The organism is Streptomyces sp. NPDC008313 (assembly GCF_042956125.1).
In the GTDB taxonomy this organism is placed as follows: Bacteria; Actinomycetota; Actinomycetes; order Streptomycetales; family Streptomycetaceae; genus Streptomyces.
On record NZ_JBIBFR010000004.1, the window covers coordinates 383,698 to 406,775 of the forward strand.

10 protein-coding genes are annotated in these 23,078 nt (G+C 74.0%); 8 read left to right on the forward strand and 2 right to left on the reverse strand.

Annotated features, from left to right (window positions below; translation table 11 throughout):
- Window positions 1-22 precede the first annotated feature (22 nt).
- From ACFY93_RS08280 to ACFY93_RS08295, 4 genes are read left to right on the forward strand one after another with little or no spacing between them, the layout of a single operon-like run.
- On the forward strand, window positions 23-1,468 hold the full coding sequence (locus ACFY93_RS08280; protein WP_391354736.1) for a citrate/2-methylcitrate synthase: 1,446 nt from the start codon (window positions 23-25) through the stop codon (window positions 1,466-1,468).
- A gap of 52 nt (window positions 1,469-1,520) precedes the next feature.
- Window positions 1,521-2,654: an acyl-CoA dehydrogenase family protein gene (locus ACFY93_RS08285; RefSeq protein ID WP_391354739.1), complete on the forward strand. Its 1,134-nt coding sequence runs from the start codon at window positions 1,521-1,523 to the stop codon at window positions 2,652-2,654.
- Window positions 2,651-4,126, forward strand: coding sequence for an amino acid adenylation domain-containing protein (locus ACFY93_RS08290; protein ID WP_391354741.1), 1,476 nt, complete (start codon window positions 2,651-2,653; stop codon window positions 4,124-4,126). Before ACFY93_RS08285 ends, ACFY93_RS08290 begins: the two co-directional genes overlap by 4 nt.
- A gap of 56 nt (window positions 4,127-4,182) precedes the next feature.
- Window positions 4,183-4,713, forward strand: a complete 531-nt coding sequence (locus ACFY93_RS08295) for a flavin reductase (RefSeq protein ID WP_391354744.1) — start codon at window positions 4,183-4,185, stop codon at window positions 4,711-4,713.
- Window positions 4,714-4,789: 76 nt separating this feature from the next.
- Here ACFY93_RS08295 and ACFY93_RS08300 read toward each other — a convergent pair whose 3' ends face one another.
- Entirely contained in the window at window positions 4,790-5,572 is a 783-nt protein-coding gene (locus tag ACFY93_RS08300; RefSeq protein WP_391354746.1) for an alpha/beta fold hydrolase, read from the reverse strand.
- Window positions 5,569-6,603, reverse strand: coding sequence for a 4'-phosphopantetheinyl transferase superfamily protein (locus ACFY93_RS08305; RefSeq protein ID WP_391354749.1), 1,035 nt, complete (start codon window positions 6,601-6,603; stop codon window positions 5,569-5,571). The genes ACFY93_RS08300 and ACFY93_RS08305 overlap by 4 nt, the downstream gene beginning before the upstream one ends.
- A 222-nt stretch (window positions 6,604-6,825) precedes the next feature.
- Here ACFY93_RS08305 and ACFY93_RS08310 point away from each other — a divergent pair, with 222 nt between their 5' ends.
- From ACFY93_RS08310 to ACFY93_RS08325, 4 genes are all read left to right on the forward strand, one after another.
- Window positions 6,826-7,095 carry a phosphopantetheine-binding protein gene (locus ACFY93_RS08310; RefSeq protein WP_391354752.1) on the forward strand — a complete coding sequence of 90 codons (270 nt, stop codon included), beginning with the start codon at window positions 6,826-6,828 and terminating at the stop codon, window positions 7,093-7,095.
- A gap of 49 nt (window positions 7,096-7,144) precedes the next feature.
- On the forward strand, window positions 7,145-8,503 hold the full coding sequence (locus tag ACFY93_RS08315; RefSeq protein WP_391354755.1) for a tryptophan 7-halogenase: 1,359 nt from the start codon (window positions 7,145-7,147) through the stop codon (window positions 8,501-8,503).
- A gap of 289 nt (window positions 8,504-8,792) precedes the next feature.
- Window positions 8,793-17,564, forward strand: coding sequence for a beta-ketoacyl synthase N-terminal-like domain-containing protein (locus ACFY93_RS08320; protein ID WP_391354758.1), 8,772 nt, complete (start codon window positions 8,793-8,795; stop codon window positions 17,562-17,564).
- Window positions 17,561-23,005: an SDR family NAD(P)-dependent oxidoreductase gene (locus ACFY93_RS08325; RefSeq protein WP_391354760.1), complete on the forward strand. Its 5,445-nt coding sequence runs from the start codon at window positions 17,561-17,563 to the stop codon at window positions 23,003-23,005. Before ACFY93_RS08320 ends, ACFY93_RS08325 begins: the two co-directional genes overlap by 4 nt.
- The last annotated feature ends 73 nt before the right edge of the window (window positions 23,006-23,078 follow it).

The window sequence follows — 23,078 nt, forward strand, 5'->3', positions numbered from 1 at the left end:
AACAGCGCCGCACGACAAGGAGATGGCCCAGGTGCACCCCGTCATCAGCACTCTTTCCCGCGTCTTCGACATGCCGTCGGAGTTCATCGGCGACGAGATGCGGCTTCGCGCCGTGGCCAGCTGGGACAACCTCACCGCCGTGGAACTCCAGGTCCACCTGGAGCACGAGCTGGGCACCACACTCGACGACCATCTCATCGAGCACATCGACTCCGTGGGGCAGCTGCGCGCCTTCTACGACGAACGGCTCGCCGAACTGTCCCGGCTCAAGGCGCCGCCGGACGCGTCGTCGATCGCCCCCGCGCTGCCCGTCGTCCCGCCCGGCGCCGACGCCACTCCGGAGCAGCACGAGCGCCCGGGCGGTGACGAGCCGGCCGACATCTCGCAGATGGTCGTCGGCGAGACCGGGATCTCCGAGGTCGACCCGGCCCGCGGCCGGCTCTCCTACCGGGGCTACCCCATCGAGGAGCTGATCGGCCGGGTGACCTTCGAGGAGGTCGTCCACCTGCTGATCCGCGGCTGGCTGCCCGACCCCGACGAGCTGAGCGCCTTCCGCACCCGCCTCGCCGCGGCCCGCGAGCTGCCGCCGATGGTCGCCACCAACCTCGTGCTCAACGCGGGCGCCAGCACCTCGTCGGTCCTGCGCACCGCCGTCCCCGCCCTCGGGGTCGCCGCGGAGGCCAACGCCGACCCGGCCGCCCACATCGACCTGCGCGAACGGCTGATCGCCCGGATACCGACGATCTTCGCCACCCAGCAGGCGGCCCGCGCGGGCCGCCGGATGCCCAGCCCCGCACCGGAGCTGTCGCACGCCGAGAACATCCTCTACATGCTCGGCCTGCCCCGCGACCCGGAACGCGTCAGGCTCGTCGACCTCTGCCTCGTGCTGCAGGCCGAACACGGCTGCAACGCCTCCGCGTTCGCCGCCCGGGTCGCGGCCGGCACCGGCGCCGACACCTTCGCCACCATCACCGTGGCCCTCGCCACGTTCACCGGCCCCCTGCACGGCGGCGCCGCCCACCAGGTGATCGACCTGGCCCGAGGCGACGACGACCCCGACACCGCCGCCGCCTATCTGCGCGGCCGCGTCGACCAGGCCGCCGCCGCACGCGCCCGGACCGTCTCGCACGCCGAGGAGGATCCCCGCGTACGGCCCCTCCGCGAGGCCGCCCGCCGCTTCAACGGCACCCCCGGCAACGACCACGTCCTGCAGGTCCTGGACGCGGTGCGGGCCGCCGCCCACCCGTCGAAGGGCCCCCGGCCCTATCTGACCGTGGACTGCTACGCCGCCGCGATCTACCACCTGCTGGGCATGCCCGCCGACCTGTTCGTCCCGATGTTCGCGGCCGCCCGGGTGCCGGGCTGGCTCGCCCACGTCGAGGAGCAGCGCACCCGTCAGGGGCGCATCCACCCGCGGCTGCGCTATGTCGGCCCGCGGAACCTGCGGCACTTCCCCGAGCAGGACTGACCAGCGATCCGATGAGGGAGGGCGCCCCCTTCCCCGTACCCCAGGAGCAGATGTGGAGTTCGGCTGGAACGAGGGCCAACAGGCCCGCTACGACGAGGTACTGGAAGCGACCCGGACCGCGTTTCCCGCGCCGCCCGGCCCCGGGTTCTACTCCCGCAAGGACTGGCTGCGCCTCGGCGAGATCGGCATGCTCGGCTCCTGCCTGCCCGAGGAGTACGGCGGGCAGGGGCTCGGCGCCCTGGACACGGCACGGGTCGTGGAGGCGGTGGGCCGCGGCTGCGCGGACACGGGCCTGGTGTTCGGCGCGGCCGCGCACACCTTCGCCTGCGCCGTGCCCGTCGCCCGCTTCGGCGGCGAGGCGCTGCGCGGGCGGCTGCTGCCCGCGCTCGCGTCGGGCCGGCTGATCGCGGGCAACGCGATGACCGAACCGGAGGCGGGCTCGGACTCGTCGCGGCTCGGCACGATCGCCCGGCCCGTGGACGGCGGGTTCGTGCTGAACGGCACGAAGAGTTTCGTCAGCAACGGTCCGGCCGCCGACGTGTACGTCACCTACGCGACCGTCGACCCGAAAATGGGCTTCCTCGGCGTCACGGGCCTGGTCGTCGACCGGGAGACGCCGGGGGTCGTGGTCGGCAAGCCGTACGAGAAGATGGGCATGCACTCCTGCCCGGCCGGCGCGATCACCTTCGAGGACTGCTTCGTGCCCGAGGAGAACGCGCTCGGGACCGTCGGAGGGGGCGCGGCGATCTTCCAGCACTCCATGGGCTGGGAGCGGGCCTGCCTGTTCGCCCTCTACCTCGGCCTGCTCGACCGGCTCGTCGAGCAGTGCGTGGCGCACGCCCGCGAGCGCCGCCAGTTCGGGCGCCGGATCGGCGAGTTCCAGGCGGTGTCCCACCGGATCGCCGACATGAAGCTGCGTCTGGAGAGCGCCCGGCTGCTGCTGTACCGCGCCTGCTGGTCGATGGACCAGGGCGACCCGTCGGTGCTCGCCATCGCCCTGTCCAAGCTGGCCGTGTCCGAGGGCGTGCTGGCCTCCGCGGCCGACGCGGTCCGGGTGTTCGGAGGCCGCGGCTATCTGCGCGAGGACGGCATCGAGGCGGCCCTGCGCGACGCCGTGCCCAGCACGATCTTCTCGGGAACGTCGGACATCCAGCGTCAGTTGATAGTGAAGGAGATAGGTCTGTGAGGCTCCACCAGCTCGTCATCGACTCAGCGCGGCGCGCCCCGGACGCCCCGGCCGTGCGCTCCTCCCAGGGGGTCTTCAGCTACCGGGACCTGGACGAACTCGCCGATCGGTACGCGGCCGCGCTGCACCGGCGCGGAGTGCGGCCCGGCGACCGGGTGGTGCTGTGGACGCACAAGACCCTGGACGCCATCGCCCTCATGCAGGGCGCGCTGCGCGTCGGCGCGATCTACGCGCCGGTCAGCGCCAACAACCCGGCCGCCCGTGTGCTGCGGATCGCCGCCGGCTGCTCGCCCGCCCTGGTGGTGGCCGACGCCGACGGCGTGCGCCGTGCCGCGGACGCCGACTGGGACCCCTCGCTGCCGCTCGCCTCGTTCGACGAGGTACGGGAGGAGGCGCCCGCCGAGGACGCCCCGGCCCCGTACGAGAACGGGCCCGACGAGCCGGCGTACATCCTCTACACCTCCGGTTCGACGGGTGAGCCGAAGGGCGTCTGCATCAGCCACCGCAACGCGCTCTCGTTCGTCCGCTGGGCCGCCGCCGAGGTGGGGGTGACGGCCGGCGACCGGCTCTCCAACCACGCGCCGTTCAACTTCGACCTGTCGGTCTTCGACCTGTACGCCACCTTCCTGGCGGGCGCCTCGGTCGTGCTGATCCCCGAGGGTCTCGCCTACGACCCGGCGCAGCTCGGCGCCCTGATGCGCCGTGAGCGGATCAGCGTCTGGTACTCGGTGCCGTCCGCGCTGGTGCTGATGATGCAGCGCGGCGAGCTGCTGACCGGCGAGCCGCCCGAGGACCTGCGGGTCTGCGTCTTCGCCGGGGAGCCGTTCCCCGTCCAGCAGGTGCACGAGCTGCGCAAGGCGTGGCCGGACGTGCGGATGCTCAACTGGTACGGGCCGACCGAGACCAACGTGTGCACGAGCTACGAGGTCACCGACCGGGACCTGGGCAGCACCCGTCCGCTGCCGATCGGCACCGCGGTCTCCGGGGACCTCATCCGGCTGCACCCGCCGCGCGCGACGGAGGGCGAGATCGTGGTCAGCGGTCCGACGGTGATGCTCGGCTACTGGGGACAGGAGCCGCAGAAGGGCCCGTACTACACCGGGGACATCGGGCGGATGGGCCCGGACGGGATGCTGGAGTACGTGGGTCGCCGCGACCACATGGTGAAGGTGCGCGGGCACCGGATCGAACTCGGTGACATCGAGGCGGTGGTCGCCGCCAACCCCAAGGTCGCCTCGGCGGCGTGCGTCGTGGTGGGCAGCGGCCTGGACGCCAAGATCCACGCCGTGGTGGTGCCGAACGGGCCCAAGGGCCCGGGGCTTCTGGAGCTCAAGCGCGAGTGCGCGGACCGGCTGCCCCTCTACATGGTGGTCGACGCGGTGCACGTCCGCGACGAACTGCCGCTGACCGGCAACGGCAAGACGGACACCACGGCACTGCGGGAGGAGATCACCTCCGTCGACGCACGGTGAACCCCGACGACCTCCGCGGTCCTGATCCGCCCGGACTCCGAGACGAGGATCTGCACATGTCCGATCGATTCAGCACGCCCGACACCCTGTTGGACCAGGTGGACCTCGACACGTTCCGCTCGGTGATGGGCTCGCTGCCCACCGGTGTGAGCGTCGTGACGAGCCTGACGGCCGATGGCGAGCCACGCGGCCTCACCTGCAGCGCGGTGTGCAGCGTGTCGGCCTCGCCGCCGCTGCTCCTGGTCTGCGTCAAGCAGCCCAGCGCCACGCTGGAAGCCATCCACGAGAGCTCGGCGTTCGCGGTGAACTTCCTCTCCGCCGAGATGGCCGAGACCGCACGTGTCTTCGCCTCCCCGGTGCCCGAGCGGTTCTCCGCGGTGCCCTGGAGCCCGGGCAAGCGCACCGACGCGCCGGTCCTGGACGACACGGTCGCCTTCGCCGAGTGCGTACTGACCAGCAGCCACCTGGCGGGTGACCACCAGGTCCTGATCGGCCGGCTGGTCCACGGCGAGGTCTCCGCGACCCGCACCCCGCTCGCCTACTGGCGGGCCCGCTTCTCGGAACTGCGCACCCAGCCGGCCGCCTGAGCCGGCGAACGCCGCCGGCCCCGTCCCCGTGTTGCGGGGAGGGGGCCGGCGGCGTCGTGTGCGGGCGGGAGAGGGCTCACGTCCGGGAGCCGGCGTCCGGCAGGGTCCGCAGCACTCCGGCGACGTAGGCGTGGAAAGCCGGGTCGTCGAGCAGGAAGTGGGCGCCGGGCAGCCACTCGATGGAGACGTCACCGGCGCCGTGGTTCTCCCAGTCCCGCAGGCCCGCGTCGTCGACCATCGGGTCGTCCACGCCCGCGCACACCCACAGCGGAACGTCCAGCGGCGGTCCGGGCAGCGGGGTGTACGTCTCCGAGAGGGTGAAGTCGGCGCGCAGCACCGGCAGGAACAGCTTGACCAGCTCGGGGTGGTCGAAGAGCTGCGGCGGGGTGCCGCCGAGGCGGCGCACCGACTCCAGGAAGGCGGGGGCGGCCAGGGTGTGCAGGTCCGGCAGGATGCGGCGGGCGGTGGGGCCGTTGCGGCCGACGACCACGACACCGGCCGGCGGCCTGCCCAGGGCGCTCCAGTAGCGGCCGATCTCGTACGCGAACGCCGCGCCCATGCTGTGCCCGAGCAGGACGTACTGCCCCGTGGTGTGCGGTGCGGTGGCACGGATGAGGTCCTCGAGGACGGCGCCGAAGTCGTCGCGCACGGGTTCGGCCATCCTGGTGCCGTGGCCGGGGAGTTCGAGCAGGGTCGTCCGCGCGGCGCCCGGCAGCGCGGCCTCCAGGCTGGTGAACGCCCGTGCGGCGCCTCCGGCGTGCGGCAGGCAGATCAGCTCGTGCCCGGTGTGCGCGGACCGCGCCCGCGCCGCGCCGGGCGTCTCGGCGGACGGGGTGTGCTGGGGGGTGCTCAGCTTCATGACGGGATCTCCTCGGTGGCTGGTGAGCCGTTGGGCTGCGAAGCGGTGACGGGGCCTCTCGTTCGGTCCGGGCGGGGTCGGCGGGCCGGCGGCGGTGGCAGGGTTCGCGCACCGGGTTCGCGGGGCGGCGGCAGGGGGCGCGCACCGGGTTCGCGGGGCGGCGGCGGCAGGGGGCGCGCACCGGCCTCGTGCGGCGGCGGTGGCACGGTCCACGCGCCGTCCCGAGGGCCCGCGGGCACGCCGCCGTCGCCGGCCGCGACCGCGGTGACCTCGGACGGCGTGAGCCGCGCGCCCGGCGCGAGCGGTCGCACGCGTACGTCCTCGCCGCCGCCCGCGACCGCGACCGCGGCCCGGTAGCGCGGGCCGAGGTCGACGAGGCGGAGGGCCCAGCGGCGGGTGGGGGCGCCGGGCGCGGCGTGGACCGGGACCGGTCCCGCGCGGCGGGCGCCGGGGGTCACGCGGACCGCGGTGAGGTCGCCCGCGAGTCCGCTGCCGATCGCCTTGAGGACCGCCTCCTTGCACGTCCAGTGGGTGAACAGGCCGCTGTGGGCGGCGTCCTCGCGCCCGGTGGGCCAGCGGTCCGCCTCCCAGTCGGAGAGGATCTGGCGCCGCATGCCCGCCGGGTCCTGGAGCGGCACGATCCGTTCGACGTCGACGCCGACGGGCCCGTCGCGGCTGACGGCGATCAGGGAGATGCCGCCGGTGTGCGCCAGGCTGACGCGCAGGCCGGGGTGCCCGCGTACGTAGGGCTTGCCGAAGGCGCCCCGGACGAAGGCGACGCGGGACCAGTGCACGCCGGCGTAGGCGGCGGTGACGTGCCTCAGCGCGGCGTGCGCGGACGCGTACAGCGCGCGCTGGGAGGCGACGAGGTGCCGCAGGCGGGCCCGTTCGTCCGGCGGGAGGAACGCGGCGCAGCGCCGCAGGACCGCCTCGCCTCCGGGTCCGGGGTCCGGCTCGGGGACCGCCCAGAGGTGTGTCTGCCCGGGCGGCGGCCCGTGCCCCGCCCGGTTTCCGTCGTCCTGTGCCCGCATCCCCGGCCCCTTCGGTCCCTGGTCGGCGGCGGCTTGTCGCCGTTGCTTGCCGTCGGCCCCTTGACGATGAACTCAACACTAGTAGAGTTCATCGAGGAATGACATCATCAGGCGTTGAAATCAACGATTGTTGAACGCCCTGGCGGGCCACCCCCGCCGACGACTCCCGGCGGGACATCCGGCGGGACATCCGCCCGTCAACACGTCTCCAGGAGGTACGCCGTGGCCAGTGACCGCGACGAACTGATCGCCCAGCTCACCGAGTTCGTCCAGGAGCGACTGCTCTCGGAGCCCGACAGCCAGGGCATCGCCCCGGACACCCCGCTGCTCGAGTGGGGGATCCTCACCTCGATCAACACCGCTCAGCTGCTCACCTACATCCGGGACGAGCTGGGAACGAACATCCCGCCGACCGAGCTGACCGGCACCAACTTCCAGAACCTGGACAGCATCACCGACCTGCTGCTGTCCCTCCGTACGCCCGTCCACTGACCAGCGGCCACGGCGCAGCGTCACCCACCAGAACCCGATAGGAGCTCACGTGTCTGAGGCATCGGCGAACTACGACTACGACATCGGCATCATCGGCGGCGGCCCGGCCGGCGCCACCGCCGCCTCCTACCTCGCCAAGGAGGGGCTGTCGGTGGTGGTCTTCGAAGCGGAGACCTTTCCCCGCGAGCACGTCGGCGAGTCGCTGGTCCCGGCCACCACGCCGGTGCTCCTGGAGACCGGAGCGATGGCGAAGGTCGAGGCCGCGGGCTTCCCCAAGAAGTACGGCGCCGCCTGGACCTCCGCGGAGGACCGCGACATCGACCACCTGGGCTTCACGGGCCTGGACCACGACTTCCGTGCCGCCGAGGTGCTGTTCAGCGAGCGCGACCAGGCCGGCGTCGACCGGGACCACACCTTCCACGTGGACCGATCGAAGTTCGACCAGATCCTGCTGCAGCACGCGGAGAGCCTGGGCGCCAAGGTCTACCACGGTGTCCGCGTCAACCGCGTCGACTTCAGCGACAGCGACCGCCCGGTGATCCAGGCGAAGGTCGGCAACCAGCCGGTCGCCGTGCCCGTCCGCATGGTCATCGACGCCAGTGGCCGCCGCACGATGATGGGCAGCCAGCTCAAGGTCAAGCAGCCGGACCCGGTCTTCAACCAGTACGCGGTGCACGCCTGGTTCGACGACTTCGACCGCAAGGCCCTGGCCGTCAACAAGGACCAGGCGGACTACATCTTCATCCACTTCCTCCCGCTGGAGGACACCTGGGTGTGGCAGATCCCGATCACCGACACCATCACGTCCATAGGTGTCGTCACCCAGAAGCAGCGGTTCAAGGAGGCCAAGAACGACCTGGAGACGTTCTTCTGGGACATGGTCGGCAGCCGCCCGGCCCTCCAGGACGCGCTCAAGAACGCCAAGCGGGTCAAGCCGTTCAAGGCCGAGGGCGACTACAGCTACGCCCTGACCCAGATCGCCGACGACTCGCTCGTCATGATCGGCGACGCGGCCCGGTTCGTCGACCCGATCTTCTCCAGCGGTGTCAGCGTCGCGCTCAACAGCGCGCGGATGGCCTGCGCGGACATCATCGCGGCCCACAAGGCCGGCGACTTCCGCAAGGAGCGGTTCGACACGTACGTGGGCAAGCTCCGCGCCGCGTGCGGGATCTGGTACGAGTTCATCTCGATCTACTACCGGCTCAACATCCTGTTCACCGCGTTCGTCCAGGACCCGCGCTACCGCCTGGACGTCCTCAAGATGCTCCAGGGCGACGTGTACGACGGGGAGCCCAAGGCGCTGGCGGCGATGCGGGAGATCGTCGAGGCGGTCGAGAAGGACCCCGACCACCTGTGGCACAAGTACCTGGGGACCCTCAAGGCCCCCTCGGCGGCACCCGAGTTCTAGGGCCTGTCGTCCGGATCAGGCCGGGCCCGATCCGGACGAAGACCCCAGAGCGTGTCCGAACCGCGTGAGGCGGCCCCGGTACCGGGGCCGCCGGGCGGTTCGCACCGGACAGCCGGTCGCGGGCCGCCGCCCCCGGCGGCCGCCCGCCGCCGCACCACCGACCGGGTGGCGTGGACGCCCCTCCCGCCACCCGGGTCTCTGCCTTCACCGCCTCTTCCCGGACGCGCGCACCCTGCCGCGTCCGGACAGCTCATCACCGGCCGACCGCCGCACTCCATGAGGGGGATCCATGCCCGCCCGCAACGGAATCACCACCGATCCGGCCATCGCCCTCGTCGGCATCGGATGCCGTTACCCGGGTGGCGTGAACGGTCCCGAGTCCTTCTGGAACGTCCTCAAGGACGGCGTCGACGTGATCGGGGAGATCCCCCCGGAACGCTGGGGTTCCGAGTACGTCAGCGAGGACGGCTCGGCGCCCGGCACCGGGTACTGCCGCTACGCCGGCGTGCTGCCCGGACTCGACCGGTTCGACGCCGACTTCTTCGGCATCTCCTTCCGCGAGGCACGCGAGATGGACCCGCAGCAGCGGCTGCTCCTGGAGGTCTCCTGGGAGGCCCTGGAGCACGCGGGGCTCACCAAGCCCCAGCTGTCCGGGTCCCGTACCGGTGTGTTCTTCGGCATGCTCGGGATGGACTACACGCTGCTGCACTCCAAGACCCGCGGAGTGAAGGGCATCGACCCGTACTACGCCAGCGGCAAGGAGTTCAGCTTCGCGCCGGGCCGGGTCGCCTACACTCTGGGCCTGCACGGGCCGGCGCTCTCCGTGAACACCGCGTGCTCCTCGTCCCTGGTGGCGGTGCACCTGGCCTGCCGCAGCCTGGCCAGTGGTGAGGCCGACACCGCGCTCGCCGGCGGTGTCAACGTGCTGGCCGCGCCCGAGCTCTCCATCTTCATGAGCAAGGTGCAGGCCCTCTCCCCCACCGGCCGCTGCAAGCCGTTCGCCGCCGACGCGGACGGCATCGTACGGGGCGAGGGCTGCGGTGTCGTCGTACTGAAGCGGCTCGAGGACGCCCTCGCCGACGGCGACCAGGTGCTCGCGGTGATCCGCGGCAGCGCCTTCAACCACGACGGCCGCAGCGCCGGTCTGACCGTCCCCAACGCCACCGCCCAGGAGGCGCTGCTGCGCGAGGCCCTCGGCCGCGCCGGCGCCACGCCGGACCAGGTCGCGTACGTGGAGACGCACGGCACGGGCACCCCGCTCGGGGACCCCATCGAGGCCTTCGCGCTGTCCCAGGTCTTCGGTCCCGGCCGGGACGGCGGCCGCGCCCTGCACATCGGCTCCCACAAGGCCAACTTCGGGCACACCGACGCCGCCGCCGGTGTCGCCGCCCTGATCAAGACCGCGCTCACCGCGCGGCACCGCCTGGTCCCGCCGCAGCTGCACCTGGGCACCCCCAACCCCGCGATCCCCTGGGCCGACGGGCCGCTGAGCATCTCCTCCGAGGCCCGCCCGCTGGACACGGACGAGGACGCGCTGTTCGGCGTGAGCGCCTTCGGCCTCAGCGGCACCAACGCCCACGTACTGCTCTCCGCGCCGCCCGCGCCCGCCGCGGCCCCGGCCGCCGGACCGGAAGAGGCGGCGCCCCGGGTGCTGCTGCTGTCCGGGTCCACCGAGACCGCCCTGCAGGAGCGCGCACGGGACCTGGCCGGGGCGCTCGACGGAGAGCGGCCGCTGGCCGACGTCCTGCACACCGCCGCCGTGCGCCGCACCCACCACGAGGCGCGCGCCACCATCGTCGGCGCCGACGCCGAGGAGCTGCGCGACTCGCTGCGTGAACTCGCCGGCGGCTCCCCCGACGAGCGGACCGTCACCGGCACCGCCGAGCCCCGCCGACGGCACCGGACCGTCTTCGTCTTCTCCGGCCAGGGCTCGCAGTGGAGCGGCATGGGCCTGGACCTGTGGGACCGCGAACCGGCCGCCGCCGCAAGCCTGGAGCGCAGCGACGCGGTGCTGCGCGAGGCCGGGCTGCCCGGCCTGCGCGACCTGCTCGGCCAGAGCGACCTGGCCGCCACCGAACTCGCCCAGCCCGCCGTCGTCGCCCTCCAGCTGGCCGTCGCCGAGGTGTGGCGCGACCGCGGCGTCGAGCCGGACAAGGTCATCGGCCACAGCCTCGGCGAGATATCGGCGGCCTGTTTCACCGGCGCCCTCGGCCTGCGCACCGCACTGGACCTCGCGGTCCGGCGCGGGCGCGTCATGAGCGCCGCCGCGGGCACCGGGCGGATGCTCGCGGTGGCGCTCCCCGAGCAGGAGGCGCTGGCCGCCGCCACCGGTACCGGCCGGGCCGTCACCGTCGCCACCGTCAACGGGCCGAACGCCACGGTCCTCGCCGGGGCCGAGGACGACCTGACCGCGATCGCCTCCCTGCTGCGGGAACGCTCCGTCACCGCGCGGTTCGTCCCCGGGGACTACGCCTTCCACAGCCCGGCCATGGCCCCGTACGCCGACCAACTCCGAAGCGAACTGGGCGACCTGGCACCCTCGCCCACCCCCGAGGCGTTCGTGTCCACCGTCAGCACCGAGGAACCGGTGCCCGTGCTGGACGCCGCCTACTGGGCGGCCAACGTCGTCAGCCCGGTGCGTTTCTGGCCGGCCGTCCGGGGGCTGCTGCAGGACCGGGGCGCCGACTTCATCGAGATCGGCCCGCACCCCACCCTCGTGCGCCCCCTGAACGACGCCCTGAAGACGCTGCGCCGTCAGGGCGTCGCCGTCGGGTCGCTGCGCCGGGACGCCGACGGGCCCGCGACGCTGCTGTCCTCGCTCGCCGAACTGCACTGCGCTGGCGCCGAGATCGACTGGGCGCGCCTGCTGCCCGGCAACCTCACCGACCTGCCGCGCCACCCCTGGCAGCACGAGTCGTTCTGGCTGCCGGAGGTGACGCCCGGCATGCAGTACGCGCCGGGCGCCGTCCCGGACGCGCAGACGGCGCCCGCCCGGCTCGCGGTGCAGCTGCTCGACCCGGCCGGCAACCCCGTCGGGCCCGCCCAGCACGTCGAGCTGAACGCCGCCCGCACGGGCGGCCTCACGACCCCGGCGGAGCCGCCGCGCTCCGCCGGTGACCTCCCGGTCGCGGTCCTGCCCCCCGACGGGCCCGCCCGGGAAGTCGTCCCGTCCGCCACCGCCCCGTTCCATCCCCCTGCGGGCGCGGTGGCGGACGGGACCGGGAAGACGGCGAAGGCGGAGAGCCCGGCCGCCACGGACCGGGGGCGCAGGTCGCTGATGCGGCTGACGTCCGGGGTGCTCGCCGAGATCCTCGGCCAGGACACGGACCGGCGCATCCCGCCCCGGCGGGGCTTCGCCGACCTCGGTCTCGACTCCCTGAGCATCGTGGAGTTCGTGGACCGCCTCGGCCTCCGGCTCGGCTTCGACATCCCGCTCTCCACCCCGTTCGAACACCCCTGCCTGGACGAGCTGGTGGACCACCTGCTGCCGCAGGTGGTCGCGGCGGGCACGGCTGACGCGACCGGAACGGCCCCGGCGGCGGCCTCGCCGGTGCCGGCCCCCGCCGCCGAGGCTCCCGCGGACACGCCCGCCGCCGCTCCCGCCGACGACCCGATCGCCGTCGTCGGCATGAGCTGCCGCTTCCCCGGCAGCCCCTCCGTGCGGGACTACTGGCAGCTCCTCGTCGACGGCCGCGAGGTCATCCGCGACGTGCCCTCGGACCGCTGGGACGGCCAGGCGTTCCTGTCCGACGGAGCCTGGACGCCGGGCACGATCACCTCGCTGCGCGGCGGCTACCTCGACGAAGTACGCGGGTTCGACGCGGCCTTCTTCCGGGTCTCGCCCCGCGAGGCCCGCAGCCTCGACCCGCAGCACCGGCTCTTCCTGGAGGTCGCCTACGAGGCGCTGGAGGACGCCGGCGCCACCAGGGACCGGCTCCGCGGCTCCGCGACCGGCGTGTTCGTCGGCATGAACAGCTCCGACCACGCCCAGCACGTCGGCAGCCACCTCCAGGACGTCGACCTCTACTACGGCACCGGCAACTCGTTCGCCGGAGCCTCCGGGCGGCTCTCCTACTTCCTCGGGCTGACCGGCCCGAGCATGGCCGTGGACACCGCCTGCTCCTCCTCGCTGACCGCCGTGCACCTGGCCATGCAGAGCCTGCGGCAGGGCGAGAGCGACCTGGCGGTGGCCGGCGGCGTCAACGTGATCCTCAGCCCGGTGATCCCGGTCTCGGTCTCGGCCGGCGGCGCCCTCTCCCCCAGCGGCCACTGCCGCACCTTCGACGAGGCGGCCGACGGCTATCTGCGCGGCGAGGGCTCGGGCGCGGTCGTCCTCAAGCGGCTGTCCACCGCGCTCGCCGACGGCGACCGGATCTACGCGGTGCTGCCGGGCAGCGCCGTGAACCAGGACGGCGCCAGCAGCGGCCTGACCGTCCCGAACGGCTCCGCGCAGCGCGCGCTCATCCAGCAGGCGCTGGAGCAGGCGGGCCTGACCGGTCCCGAGGTCGGCTACGCCGAGGCGCACGGCACCGGGACCCCGCTGGGCGACCCGATCGAACTGCGGGCGCTGGCCCAGGCGTTGCGTCCCGGCGGAACGGGCGACGGCGACAGCGCCCCGCTGGTGGTGGGGTCGGCCAAGCCCAACATCGGTCATCTGGAGGCCTCGGCGGGCATGGCCGGCCTCATCAAGGCGGTCCTGTCGGTGCACACCGGGCGGATCGCCCCGCACGTCGGCGTCACCACCGAGCCGACCCGCCAGATCGACTGGGAGCGGCTGGGCCTCAGGATCGCCGAGGGTTCGGCACACTGGCCCGAGCGGGGCCGGCGCCGGATCGCGGGCGTCAGCTCCTTCGGATTCACCGGCACCAACGCGCACGTCCTGGTGGCCGAGCCCCCCGAGCGGCCGCGGGCCGCCGAGGAGACGCACGCCGAGCCGCCCGCGCGTTTCGCGCTCCCCCTGTCGGCCGCGCAGCGCACGGCGCTGCCCGGCGCGGCGAAGCAGTACCTGGAGCTGCTGGAGTCGAGCAGCGCGCACACGCTCGCCGACCTCGCGTACACCGCGTCGGTGCGGCGCAGCCATCTCGACCAGCGGGCCGTCGTGGTCGGCCAGGACGTCGTCGGGGTCCGCTCGGCGCTGCGGGCGCTGGCCCGCGGCGAGGAGCACCCGGGCGTGCTGACCGGCAGCGCGGAGGCCGCCCGCTCCTGTGTCTTCGTTTTCTCCGGGTTCGGCTCGCAGTGGGCCGGGATGGGACGGCAGCTCCTGGAGAGCGAGCCGGTGTTCCGCCGGGCCGTGGAGGCCTGCGAGGAGGAGATGCGCAAGTGGATCGCCTGGTCGCCGCTGGCGTCGCTGCGGGGTGAGCCGGACAGCCGGCCCTTCGACGAGGGCATCCCGCAGGAGCTGATCTTCGCCGTGCAGGTCGGCCTGGTCGAGCTGTGGCGCAGCTGGGGCGTGGTGCCGGAGGCGGTCGTCGGCCACAGCATGGGCGAGGTCGCCGCCGCGTGGGCGGCCGGGGCGCTGACCCTGGCGCAGGCCGCGGAGATCCTCTGCCTGCGCTCGCGGCTGCTGGACACGATCGTCGGCACCGGCGGCTCGATCGTCGTCGGCCTGCCCCGTCAGGAACTCGCGCCGTATCTGGTGCTCTACGAGGACAAGCTGGGCATCGCCACGGTCAACGGGCCGCGGACCACGGTCGTCGCCGGTGACCTCGCGGCGCTCGAGGAGCTGTCCGAGGAGCTGGCCGAGGCGAATGTGTTCGTCCGCCGGGTGAAGGTGCCGGTGGCCCCGCACTCGCCGCTGACGGAGCCGCTGCGGGAGCGCCTGGTGTCCGGGCTCGGTGACCTGGTGCCGTCCGAGACCCGGGTGCCGTTCTACTCCGCGGTGGAGGGCGGCGAGCTGCCGGGGTCGGCGCTCACCGCCGAGTACTGGGGCCGCAACCTGCGCGACACGGTGCTCTTCCAGGACGCGGTCAGCGCGGTCGAGGACCCGCAGGACCGGGTGTTCGTGGAGATCTCCCCGCACCCCGTGCTGGTGTCCGGTGCGGACGAGTCGCTGCGGGAGGCCGGGGTGGACCGGCCGGTGGTGCTGCCCTCGCTGGTCCGTGACGAGGACGAGGTGGGCTCGCTGCTGACCGCCCTGGGTGTGCTGCACGCGCAGGGCGCCCCGGTCGACTGGGCCGCGTTCGCCGGTCCGGGCCGCACGGTCGTGGATCTGCCGGCCTATCCGTGGCAGCGCAAGGAGCACTGGCTGCCGGACGCCCCGGTGGACCGTTCGGCGGCGCGGGGCGCGCTCGTCGGGGCGCCGGTGCGGCCGACGACCGCGCCGTGGACGGCGCTGCTCCCGGTGGCCTTCGACGGGACGCGCAGCCCCTGGCAGGTGACGACGGCCGCGGCGGGTACGACGGTGTCGGCGGCCGGGCTCCTGGAGGCGGCGCTGGGCAGTGCCGCGGCGACGGGCAGTGCGGTGCCGGCCCTCGACGACGTGCGGTTCGGCGTGGCGCCCCGCGTGGACGACGACACGCGGGCCGCGTTGCAGGCCGTGGTCGACACCCGGCAGGGCAGTGTGGTGCTGCGTCAGCTCGCCGGGGACACCCCGGCCGGGCCGGCGCTCACGGCGAGCACGGCGGCGTCGGCCGCCTCCGTCCTGGCGCCCGCCGAGCTCGACGGGCTCGCCGACGACGAGCCGCTGCGGGCGACGCTGGGCGAGTTCTTCCCCGCGCTCGGCGTGCGGTCGGCCGGCACCGGACGCGGGTGCGCGGCGGCGACCGTGGAGCTTCCCGACGGCGCTTCCCGGCACCGGCTGCCCGCCGATGTGCTCCGGCTGGCGCTGCGCCTGGTGGCGGACGGCGCGGGTGCCCCGTACGGCGGGGACGCGCCCGGCGTCACGGACGGGGACGCCCGTGTCGCGGAGGCGGGATCCGCCGGGGACGGCGAGCCGGTCGCCGGCGCCGTCGCCTCGGTGCGGGTGAGGTCGGCGGTGGAGGGCACCGTCCGGGTGTGCCGTGGCCCGGTGAGGTCCGGCGCGGACGGGCTGCCCGAGGCGGACGTGACCGTGCTCGACGCGGCCGGACGCACCGTGGCCGAGCTGGCCGGGCTGCGGCTCGCCGGGCACCCGGAGGCACCGGGCGCCGACGCGGAGCGGGACCGGCTGTCGGACCTCCTCTACCGGATGGTGTGGAGTCCCGCCGGGCAGCGGCCCGCCGACCGGGACGGCGGCCTCGCCGCGCCCGCGACGCGCTGGCTGGTGTGCGGTGACACCGAGCACCTGGCGGGAACCGTCGCCGAGGGGCTGCGGGCCGCGGGCTGCGAGGTGCGGCGGGTGCGTTCGCTGGACGCGGCGCCCTCGCCGGCCGGTGACGGCGGACGCGAGCTGCGTCTGGACCCGTCGGACCGGGAGGCGTGGCAGACGCTGCTCGCGGTGCACGCCAACGAGCCGACGACGGCGATCTGCGACCTGTGGCCGCTGGAGGACCTGGACTCGCGTCCCGACGGCTGGCGGGTCACCACGGCGCTGACCACCGCGCTCGCCGATGTCGAGGGCAGTGCGCCCCGGCTGTGGCTGGTCACCCGGCAGGCGCTGCTGCCGACCGGCCACGAGGGCTTCCCCGACGGCAACCAGGGGGCGCACGCCGGTCTCGGCCGCACCCTCGCGATGACCCGGCCGGACGCCTGGGGCGGTCATGTCGACCTGAGCCGGGGCAGCGCGGAGGAGCTGCGCACCCTGGTCACCCGGCTGCTGTGCCCGCCCGGCGACGAGCACATCCAGGTGGAGCACTCCTCCGTGCAGGTCGGTTCGCTGGTGCGGGCCGAGGCCCCGGAGCGGACCGCGCACCGCCCGCTGACCGCCGACCGCTGGCACCTGGTGACCGGCGCGGGCGGCGTCCTCGCGGCCCCGGTGGTGGACTGGCTGGTGGACGCGGGAGCGCGGCGGATCGTGCTCGCCGACACCGAGCCCGCGGGCGGCGAGCAGTGGCCCGGTGAGGACCGGATCGACGGCTGGCGGGCCGCGGGCGCCGAGATCCGCACGGCGCGGACGCAGGGCTCCCGCGCGGAACTGACCTCACTGGTCGAGGAGTTGCGCGCGGACACCGGGATCGCGGGCGTGGTGTGCGCGGGTTCTCCTGGCTCGGCGACTCCGCTGGAGGAGACCACCGAGTCCACGGTGAACGCCGAGCTGAACCGTGCCGAGACGGCCGAACTGCTGCACCGGCTCACCGCGAAGGACCCGGTGCGTCTGTTCGTGCTGCTGGGTTCGGTGCCGGGCACCTGGGGCGGCGCCGTCACGGGCGCGGCCGCGCCGTCCGACTGGTCGCTGCGGGCGCTGGCCGCCCGGCGGCGGGCCGGCGGACTGCCGGTGGCGCATGTGGAGCTGATGCCGCTGGAGGGCAGCAGGCTGCTCGACGAACGGACGATTTTACTGCTCAAGTCGAGCGGGGTCGCCCCGCTGCGGGAGCAGGACCTGTCCACCGCGCTCTCGCTGCTGGCCTGGGACAACACGGTGCACACCTGCGTGGCCGACGTGGACTGGGAGCTGTTCGGGACGGCGCTCGCCGACGCCCCGCACCGGGAGCTGTTCCGCACCGTTCTGGGGGCCGCGAAGCGCAGCGGCGGCACCGAGTTCGTGGCCGGTCTCGGCGCTCTCGACCCGGCGCAGCGCCGGGACCGGATGCTCGACTGGGTGTGCACCCAGGTCGCCGCGGTCCTCGGCCTCTCCGACGACGAACTCCGCGCCGACCAGGGCTTCTTCGAGCTCGGGATGGACTCGGTCATGTCGCTCACGCTGCGGCTGAGGCTGTCGCGCGAGCTGGAGACGGAGCTGTCCTCGACGGTGGCGTTCGAGCACCCCACCGCGGTGGCGCTCACCGCTCATCTGCTGGACCAGCTCGGCCACGGCGGTCCCGCGCCCGACGACTCCTCCCAGGCCGCGGACGCGGCCGACCGGGGCGAGGGCGAGGACGCGGGGGACGCGGACGGACTGGACGACCTCGACGACGACGAACTGCTACGCCAGTTGGAGGCGGAGATCTCCGACTCACGGACGCTTGGGTTTGAGGAGAACCGATGACGAACAGCAACTCCGGGCAGCCGAGCCAGGATGTCCTGCGCGGCCGGCTCAAGGACTCGCTCGGCACCATCCGCAGTCTGCGCGCCCGGGTCCAGGAGCTGCAGAAGCCACAGCCCCTCGCCGTGGTCGGACTGTCCTGCCGGCTGCCGGGCGGTGCCACGCCCGAGGAGTTCTGGCACTCCCTGACCGAGGGCCGTGACTCGACGTCGCAGTTCCCCGAGGAGCGGCACTCCACCGCCGGCTTCTACGACCCCGACCCCGACCACCCGGGCACCGCGTACACCCTGTCGGGCAACTTCCTCGACGGCCCCGTCGACACCTTCGACCCGACCGTCTTCGGCATCTCGCCGCGTGAGGCGGCGGGCATGGACCCGCAGCAGCGGCTGGTGCTGGAACTGGCCTGGGAGGCCATGGAGAACGCCTGCCTGCCGCCCGCCGAACTGGAGGGCAGCCGGGTCGGTGTCTTCCTCGGCGCCAGCACCAGCGACTACGTGCGGATGCGCCAGCAGAAGGGCGCGATGGCCGACGTCGACGCCTACCAGCTGATCGGCGAGCCGAGCTTCCTGGCCGGGCGCATCTCGTACACGTTCGGCTTCCAGGGCCCCAGCATGGTGATCGACACGGCGTGCTCGTCGTCGCTGGTGGCGCTGGAGCAGGCCGTGCTGTCGCTGCGGTCGGGCGCCTGCGACATGGCGCTGGTCGGCGGCGTGAACCTGATGCTGTCGCCGTACGGTTTCGTGCTGGTCAGCAAGTTGCGGGCGCTGTCGCCCGACGGCCGCTGCAAGACCTTCGACGCGTCCGCGGACGGTTACGCGCGCGGTGAGGGCGGCGCTCTGTTCGTCCTGAAGCGGCTGAGCGAGGCGGAGGCGGCCGGCGACCGGATCCTGGCCGTCGTCCACGGTGTGGCGACGGAGCACGACGGGCGCAGCAGCGGTCTGACGGTGCCGAACCCGTCGGCGCAGCAGAACGTGATCAGTTCCGCCCTCAAGGACGCCGGGGTCGCCCCGGCCGAGCTCACCTACGTCGAGGCGCACGGGACCGGCACCCAGCTGGGCGACCCGATCGAGCTGAAGGCGCTGAACGCGGTGACCAGTGTGAACCGCGCCCCGGACCGGCCGCTGCTGGTCGGCTCGGTGAAGACGAACATCGGCCATCTGGAGCCCGCCGCGGGCGCCGCGGGCATGCTGAAGGCCGTCCTCGCGGTGCAGCACGACACGCTGCCCAGGCACCTGCACCTCAACGACCCGAACCCGCAGGTGCCGTGGGACATGCTGAACCTGAAGGTGACCACGGAGGAGACGCGCTGGCCCGAGGGCCGCCGGCTGGCCGGTGTGAGCAGCTTCGGGGCGAGCGGCACCAACGCGCACACGGTGATCGGTGAGGCACCGCGCCCCGCCCCCCGTGAGGGCACGCCCCGCGAGGTGGGCCTGCTGACCCTCAGCGCCAACAGCACCGAGGCGCTGCGGGCGATGGCGAGCGCGTACGAGGCCCCGGTGCGGGCCGCCGACGCGCGCACGCTGTCGGACATCTGCTACTCGACGCACATCGGCCGGGCCCGGATGAAGTACGGGCTCAGCGTCACCGGGGACCGCGACCAGCTCGCGGCCGGTCTCGCGGCGTTCGCCGCCGGTGAGCGCGCCGACCAGGTGACGTCGCACGCGCCGACGGGTGCCAAGGCGCGCCGGCTGGGCTGGCTGTTCACCGGGCAGGGCTCGCAGTACGCGGGGATGGCGGCCGGTCTCTCGGCCGCCGAGCCGGTGTTCGCCGAGGCGCTCGCCGAGGCGGTCCAGGCGCTCGACCGGCACCTGGACGAGCCGCTGGGCCCGGTCCTCGAGGGCGCCGGGGACAGTGAGCGCATCAACCGGACGGGCTTCACGCAGCCCGCGCTGTTCGCCGTCGAGTACGCGCTGGCCCGGATGTGGGAGTCCTGGGGCATCCGGCCGACCGCGCTGATCGGGCACTCCCTGGGCGAGATCACCGCGGCCTGCGTCGCGGGGGTCCACTCGCTGGAGGACGCCGCCCGGCTGGTGACGGCCCGCGCCCGGCTGATGGAGGCGCTGCCGTCGGGCGGCGTGATGGAGACGCTGGTCTGCGACGAGGAGACGGTGCGGGCGGCGATCGCCGAGGCCGGCCCGCTGCCGCGGGTCGCCCTGGCGGCGGTGAACGGCCCGACCGACGTGGTCCTGTCCGGCGCCGAGGACGAGGTCGGCGAGGTCGTCGGCCTGCTGGCCGCCCGCGGCGTCAAGCACCGCAGGCTGGTCGTCTCGCACGCCTTCCACTCGCCGCTGATGGCCCCGATGCTCGAGGAGTTCCGCAAGGTCACCGAGACGCTGACCTTCAACCGGCCGAAGTACCCGATCGTCTCGAACGTCACCGGCAAGGAGTGGGGCCCCGATCAGCTGCGCCCCGAGTACTGGTCGGAGCACGTCCTCGCGCCGGTCCGCTTCTACGCCGGCGTCACCGCGCTGTACGAGACGGGCTGCCGTACCTTCCTGGAACTCGGCCCGGCGCCGGTGCTGCTGGGTCTGGGCGCGCGCTGCCTGCCCGAGGACGGGGTCGGCTGGGTGCCTTCGCTGCGCCGGGACCGCGACGACGCGCACATCGTCGGCCAGGCCCTGGGAGCGCTGCACCACCGCGGCGTACCCGTGGACTGGAACGCGGTGCACGCGCACGAACGCCCGCACCGCACCACGCTGCCCAGCTACCCGTGGCAGCGCGAGCGTTACTGGTTCAACGACGACGACGCGACCGGTGCCTCGGCGGCGGAGGCCTCCGCGGACGACGCGCCAGGGGCCCTGTTCGAGGGGCACCTGCTGTCGGGTCCGCCGACGTTCTCGCCGAGTCTGGAGGACGTGTCCGAGCTGTTCGTCCAGACGGACGAGGACGGCCGCCGGTCCGTGTCGGCGGGCGGCTTCTGCAACTGGGCGCTGGCGGGCGCCGCCAAGCTGCCGGGTGCGCAGCCCCGGCTCGTCGACCGCTTCGTCGTCGGTGAGCCGCTGCTCCTGGACCCGGAGCACCGGCCGGACCGCATACGGGTGTACGTGCTGCCCCAGGACGACGAGGGACGTTCGCTGTTCCTGTGCTTCTCGCGGCACGGCGTGGACGTCGCCGAGAGCGGCAGCTGGCGGCTGCACGCCCGCGGTGTGCTGGTGCGCCGCCCCACGGACTCCCGCCCGGCGGACGGGGACCTGGAGTCGGTACGCGCCCGGTGCGTTCCGGTGGACCCGGCGGACATCGACGTGCCCGGGTGGGCGGAGCCGGTGCTCACCGAGGTGTACCGGGGTGCGGGCGAGGTGCTGGCGGAGGTCAACCGGGGCGCCGAGGAGCTGCCCCGGGGCGCGCTGCTGGATCTGACGCTCGGGCTGCTGCGGCAGTCGGCCGACGCCCCGGACCCGGGGGCCGTGCCCACGCCGACGGCGGTGCCCGAGGGCACCCGCCGCTACATCCACGGCTGGCTCGACCCGGCCGAGGAGGACGGGGAGCTGCGCGGCGGCCTGGAGATCCTGGGCTCCGACGGCAGCGTGCTGATCATGATGCGCCATGTGCATCTGCGGTCGTCGGTCCAGGCCGGGCAGGACGTGCCGCGCAGTGTCCGCGAGGAGACGGTCTGGGAGCAGGTCTGGCGGCCCGCGGACCCGGCCGCGTTCACCCCGCACGACCTGCGCGACGAGCGGGTGCTGCTGGTCGGCGCGGGCGGCCCCGGCTCCCCGGCCGCCGGCGCGGACACCGGGGTGCTGGAGTCGGTGGCGAAGCGGCTGGCGCTGCGCGGGGCGGTGGTGGCCCGAGCGGACGCCTCGGTCGACGCGGTCCTGGCGGCGCTCTCGGACGGCACGCCGTTCGCGCACCTGGTGCTGCTGAGCGGCCTCGACCTGCCGGTGTCCGGGTACGACGACACCTCGGCGGGCGTGGCACGCGAGCACGCCGAGCACGTCTTCCTGGCCGCGGCCCGGAAGCTGGCCGTCGACGAGGCCGCCACCCGGCTGTGGGTGGTGACCCGGGGCGCCCAGTGGACCGGCCCCGAGCAGGACGGGATCTGCCTGCCGGCGGCCCCGCTGTGGGGGCTCGGCAAGGTGGCCGCGCTGGAGCACCCCGAGCTGTGGGGCGGGCTGCTGGACCTCGACCCGGCGGGCGCCGCGGACGAGGCCGAGCAGATCGCCGGTCTCCTCGGGACCCGCACGGCCGAGGACCTGACGGCCCGGCGCGGCGGCACGGTCCTGGTGCCCCGGCTGGTGGCGGCCGGTTCCGGTGACGCGTCGGCGAAGCATCCCGCACCGCACCTGAGCGACCTCGGCAGCTATCTGGTGACGGGCGGCCTGGGCAGTCTCGGGCTGCTGCTCGGCGAGTGGCTCGCGCGTTCCGGCGCGGGCACGGTCGTCCTGGCCGGCCGCAGGGGTCTGCCGGAGCGCTCCGCCTGGGACGACCCGGCCCTGGACGACGCGACCGCGCAGCGGATCGCCGGGGTCCGCCGGATCGAGGCCCAGGGCGCCGACGTACGGGTGGTGGCGCTGGACGTCGCCGACGAGACGGCGCTGCGCTCGCTGACCGACCAGCTCGGGCTGTCCGGGCGGCCGTTGCGCGGTGTCGTGCACGCGGCCGGGCTGTCGGAGCCGCAGTTCCTGCGGGAGAGCGACCCGCAGACGTACGACCGCTGCCTGCACCCGAAGGTGGCGGGCACCTGGGCGCTGCACAACGCGACCGCCGACCAGAACCTCGACCTGTTCGTCTCCTTCTCGTCGATCGCCTCGGTCTGGGGCTCCCAGCATCTGGCGGGCTACTCGGCGGCCAACGCCTTCCTGGACTCCTTCGCGCACTTCCGGCAGTCGCGGGGCCTGGCCGCCACGACCGTCAGCTGGGGCCCGTGGGGCGCCGCCTCCGGGCTCGCGGACGACTCGGTGATGGCGTTCCTGCGCTCCATCGGCCTGCACCAGCTCAATCCCGAGCACGCGCTCGAACTGCTCGGCGAGGCCGTGACCGACGGCGTCGCCAACCGCACGGTGTGCTCGGCGGACTGGGCTCTGTTCCGCGATCTGATGGAGGCCCGCAGGGAGAGGCCGATCCTCAGCGAGATCCGCAGCGCTCCCCCGGCGGCGGCCGGACAGGACGCCGCACCGGGGACGCTGACCGCCCGGCTGGCCGGCCTCGGGCGGGAGGAGCGCCTGACCGAGCTGAACGAGTACATCCGCGTCCAGCTCTCCGAGATCCTGCGGCTGGAGCTGGACACGCTCACCGAGGACACCCGTCTCGCGGACATGGGCCTGGACAGCCTGATGGTGATGGAGCTGATCAGCCGCTGCCGGGACGATCTCCGCCTGGAGATCAACAGCCGTGACTTCTTCGCCTGCCCCGGCATCCACTGGGGCTCCTTCCTCCAGGAGCTGCTCGAGGAGAAGTACCCGGCCGCCGACGCGTCCGGCCAGAAGCGGCCGGCGGACCAGACGTGACCGAGGCCCTGCCGTCACCTTCCCGCCTGCCAGGCCCGCCCTCCGGGCGGACGGCGGCCGGGTGACGGCAGGA

What these genes read in the sequence shown, in the direction of transcription:
- ACFY93_RS08280 (WP_391354736.1), top strand. Translation starts at nt 23, where the DNA reads ATGGCCCAGGTGCACCCCGTCATCAGCACTCTTTCCCGCGTCTTCGAC.
- ACFY93_RS08295 (WP_391354744.1), top strand. Translation starts at nt 4,183, where the DNA reads ATGTCCGATCGATTCAGCACGCCCGACACCCTGTTGGACCAGGTGGAC.
- ACFY93_RS08300 (WP_391354746.1), bottom strand. Translation starts at nt 5,572, where the DNA reads ATGAAGCTGAGCACCCCCCAGCACACCCCGTCCGCCGAGACGCCCGGC.
- ACFY93_RS08305 (WP_391354749.1), bottom strand. Translation starts at nt 6,603, where the DNA reads ATGCGGGCACAGGACGACGGAAACCGGGCGGGGCACGGGCCGCCGCCC.
- ACFY93_RS08320 (WP_391354758.1), top strand. Translation starts at nt 8,793, where the DNA reads ATGCCCGCCCGCAACGGAATCACCACCGATCCGGCCATCGCCCTCGTC.
- ACFY93_RS08325 (WP_391354760.1), top strand. Translation starts at nt 17,561, where the DNA reads ATGACGAACAGCAACTCCGGGCAGCCGAGCCAGGATGTCCTGCGCGGC.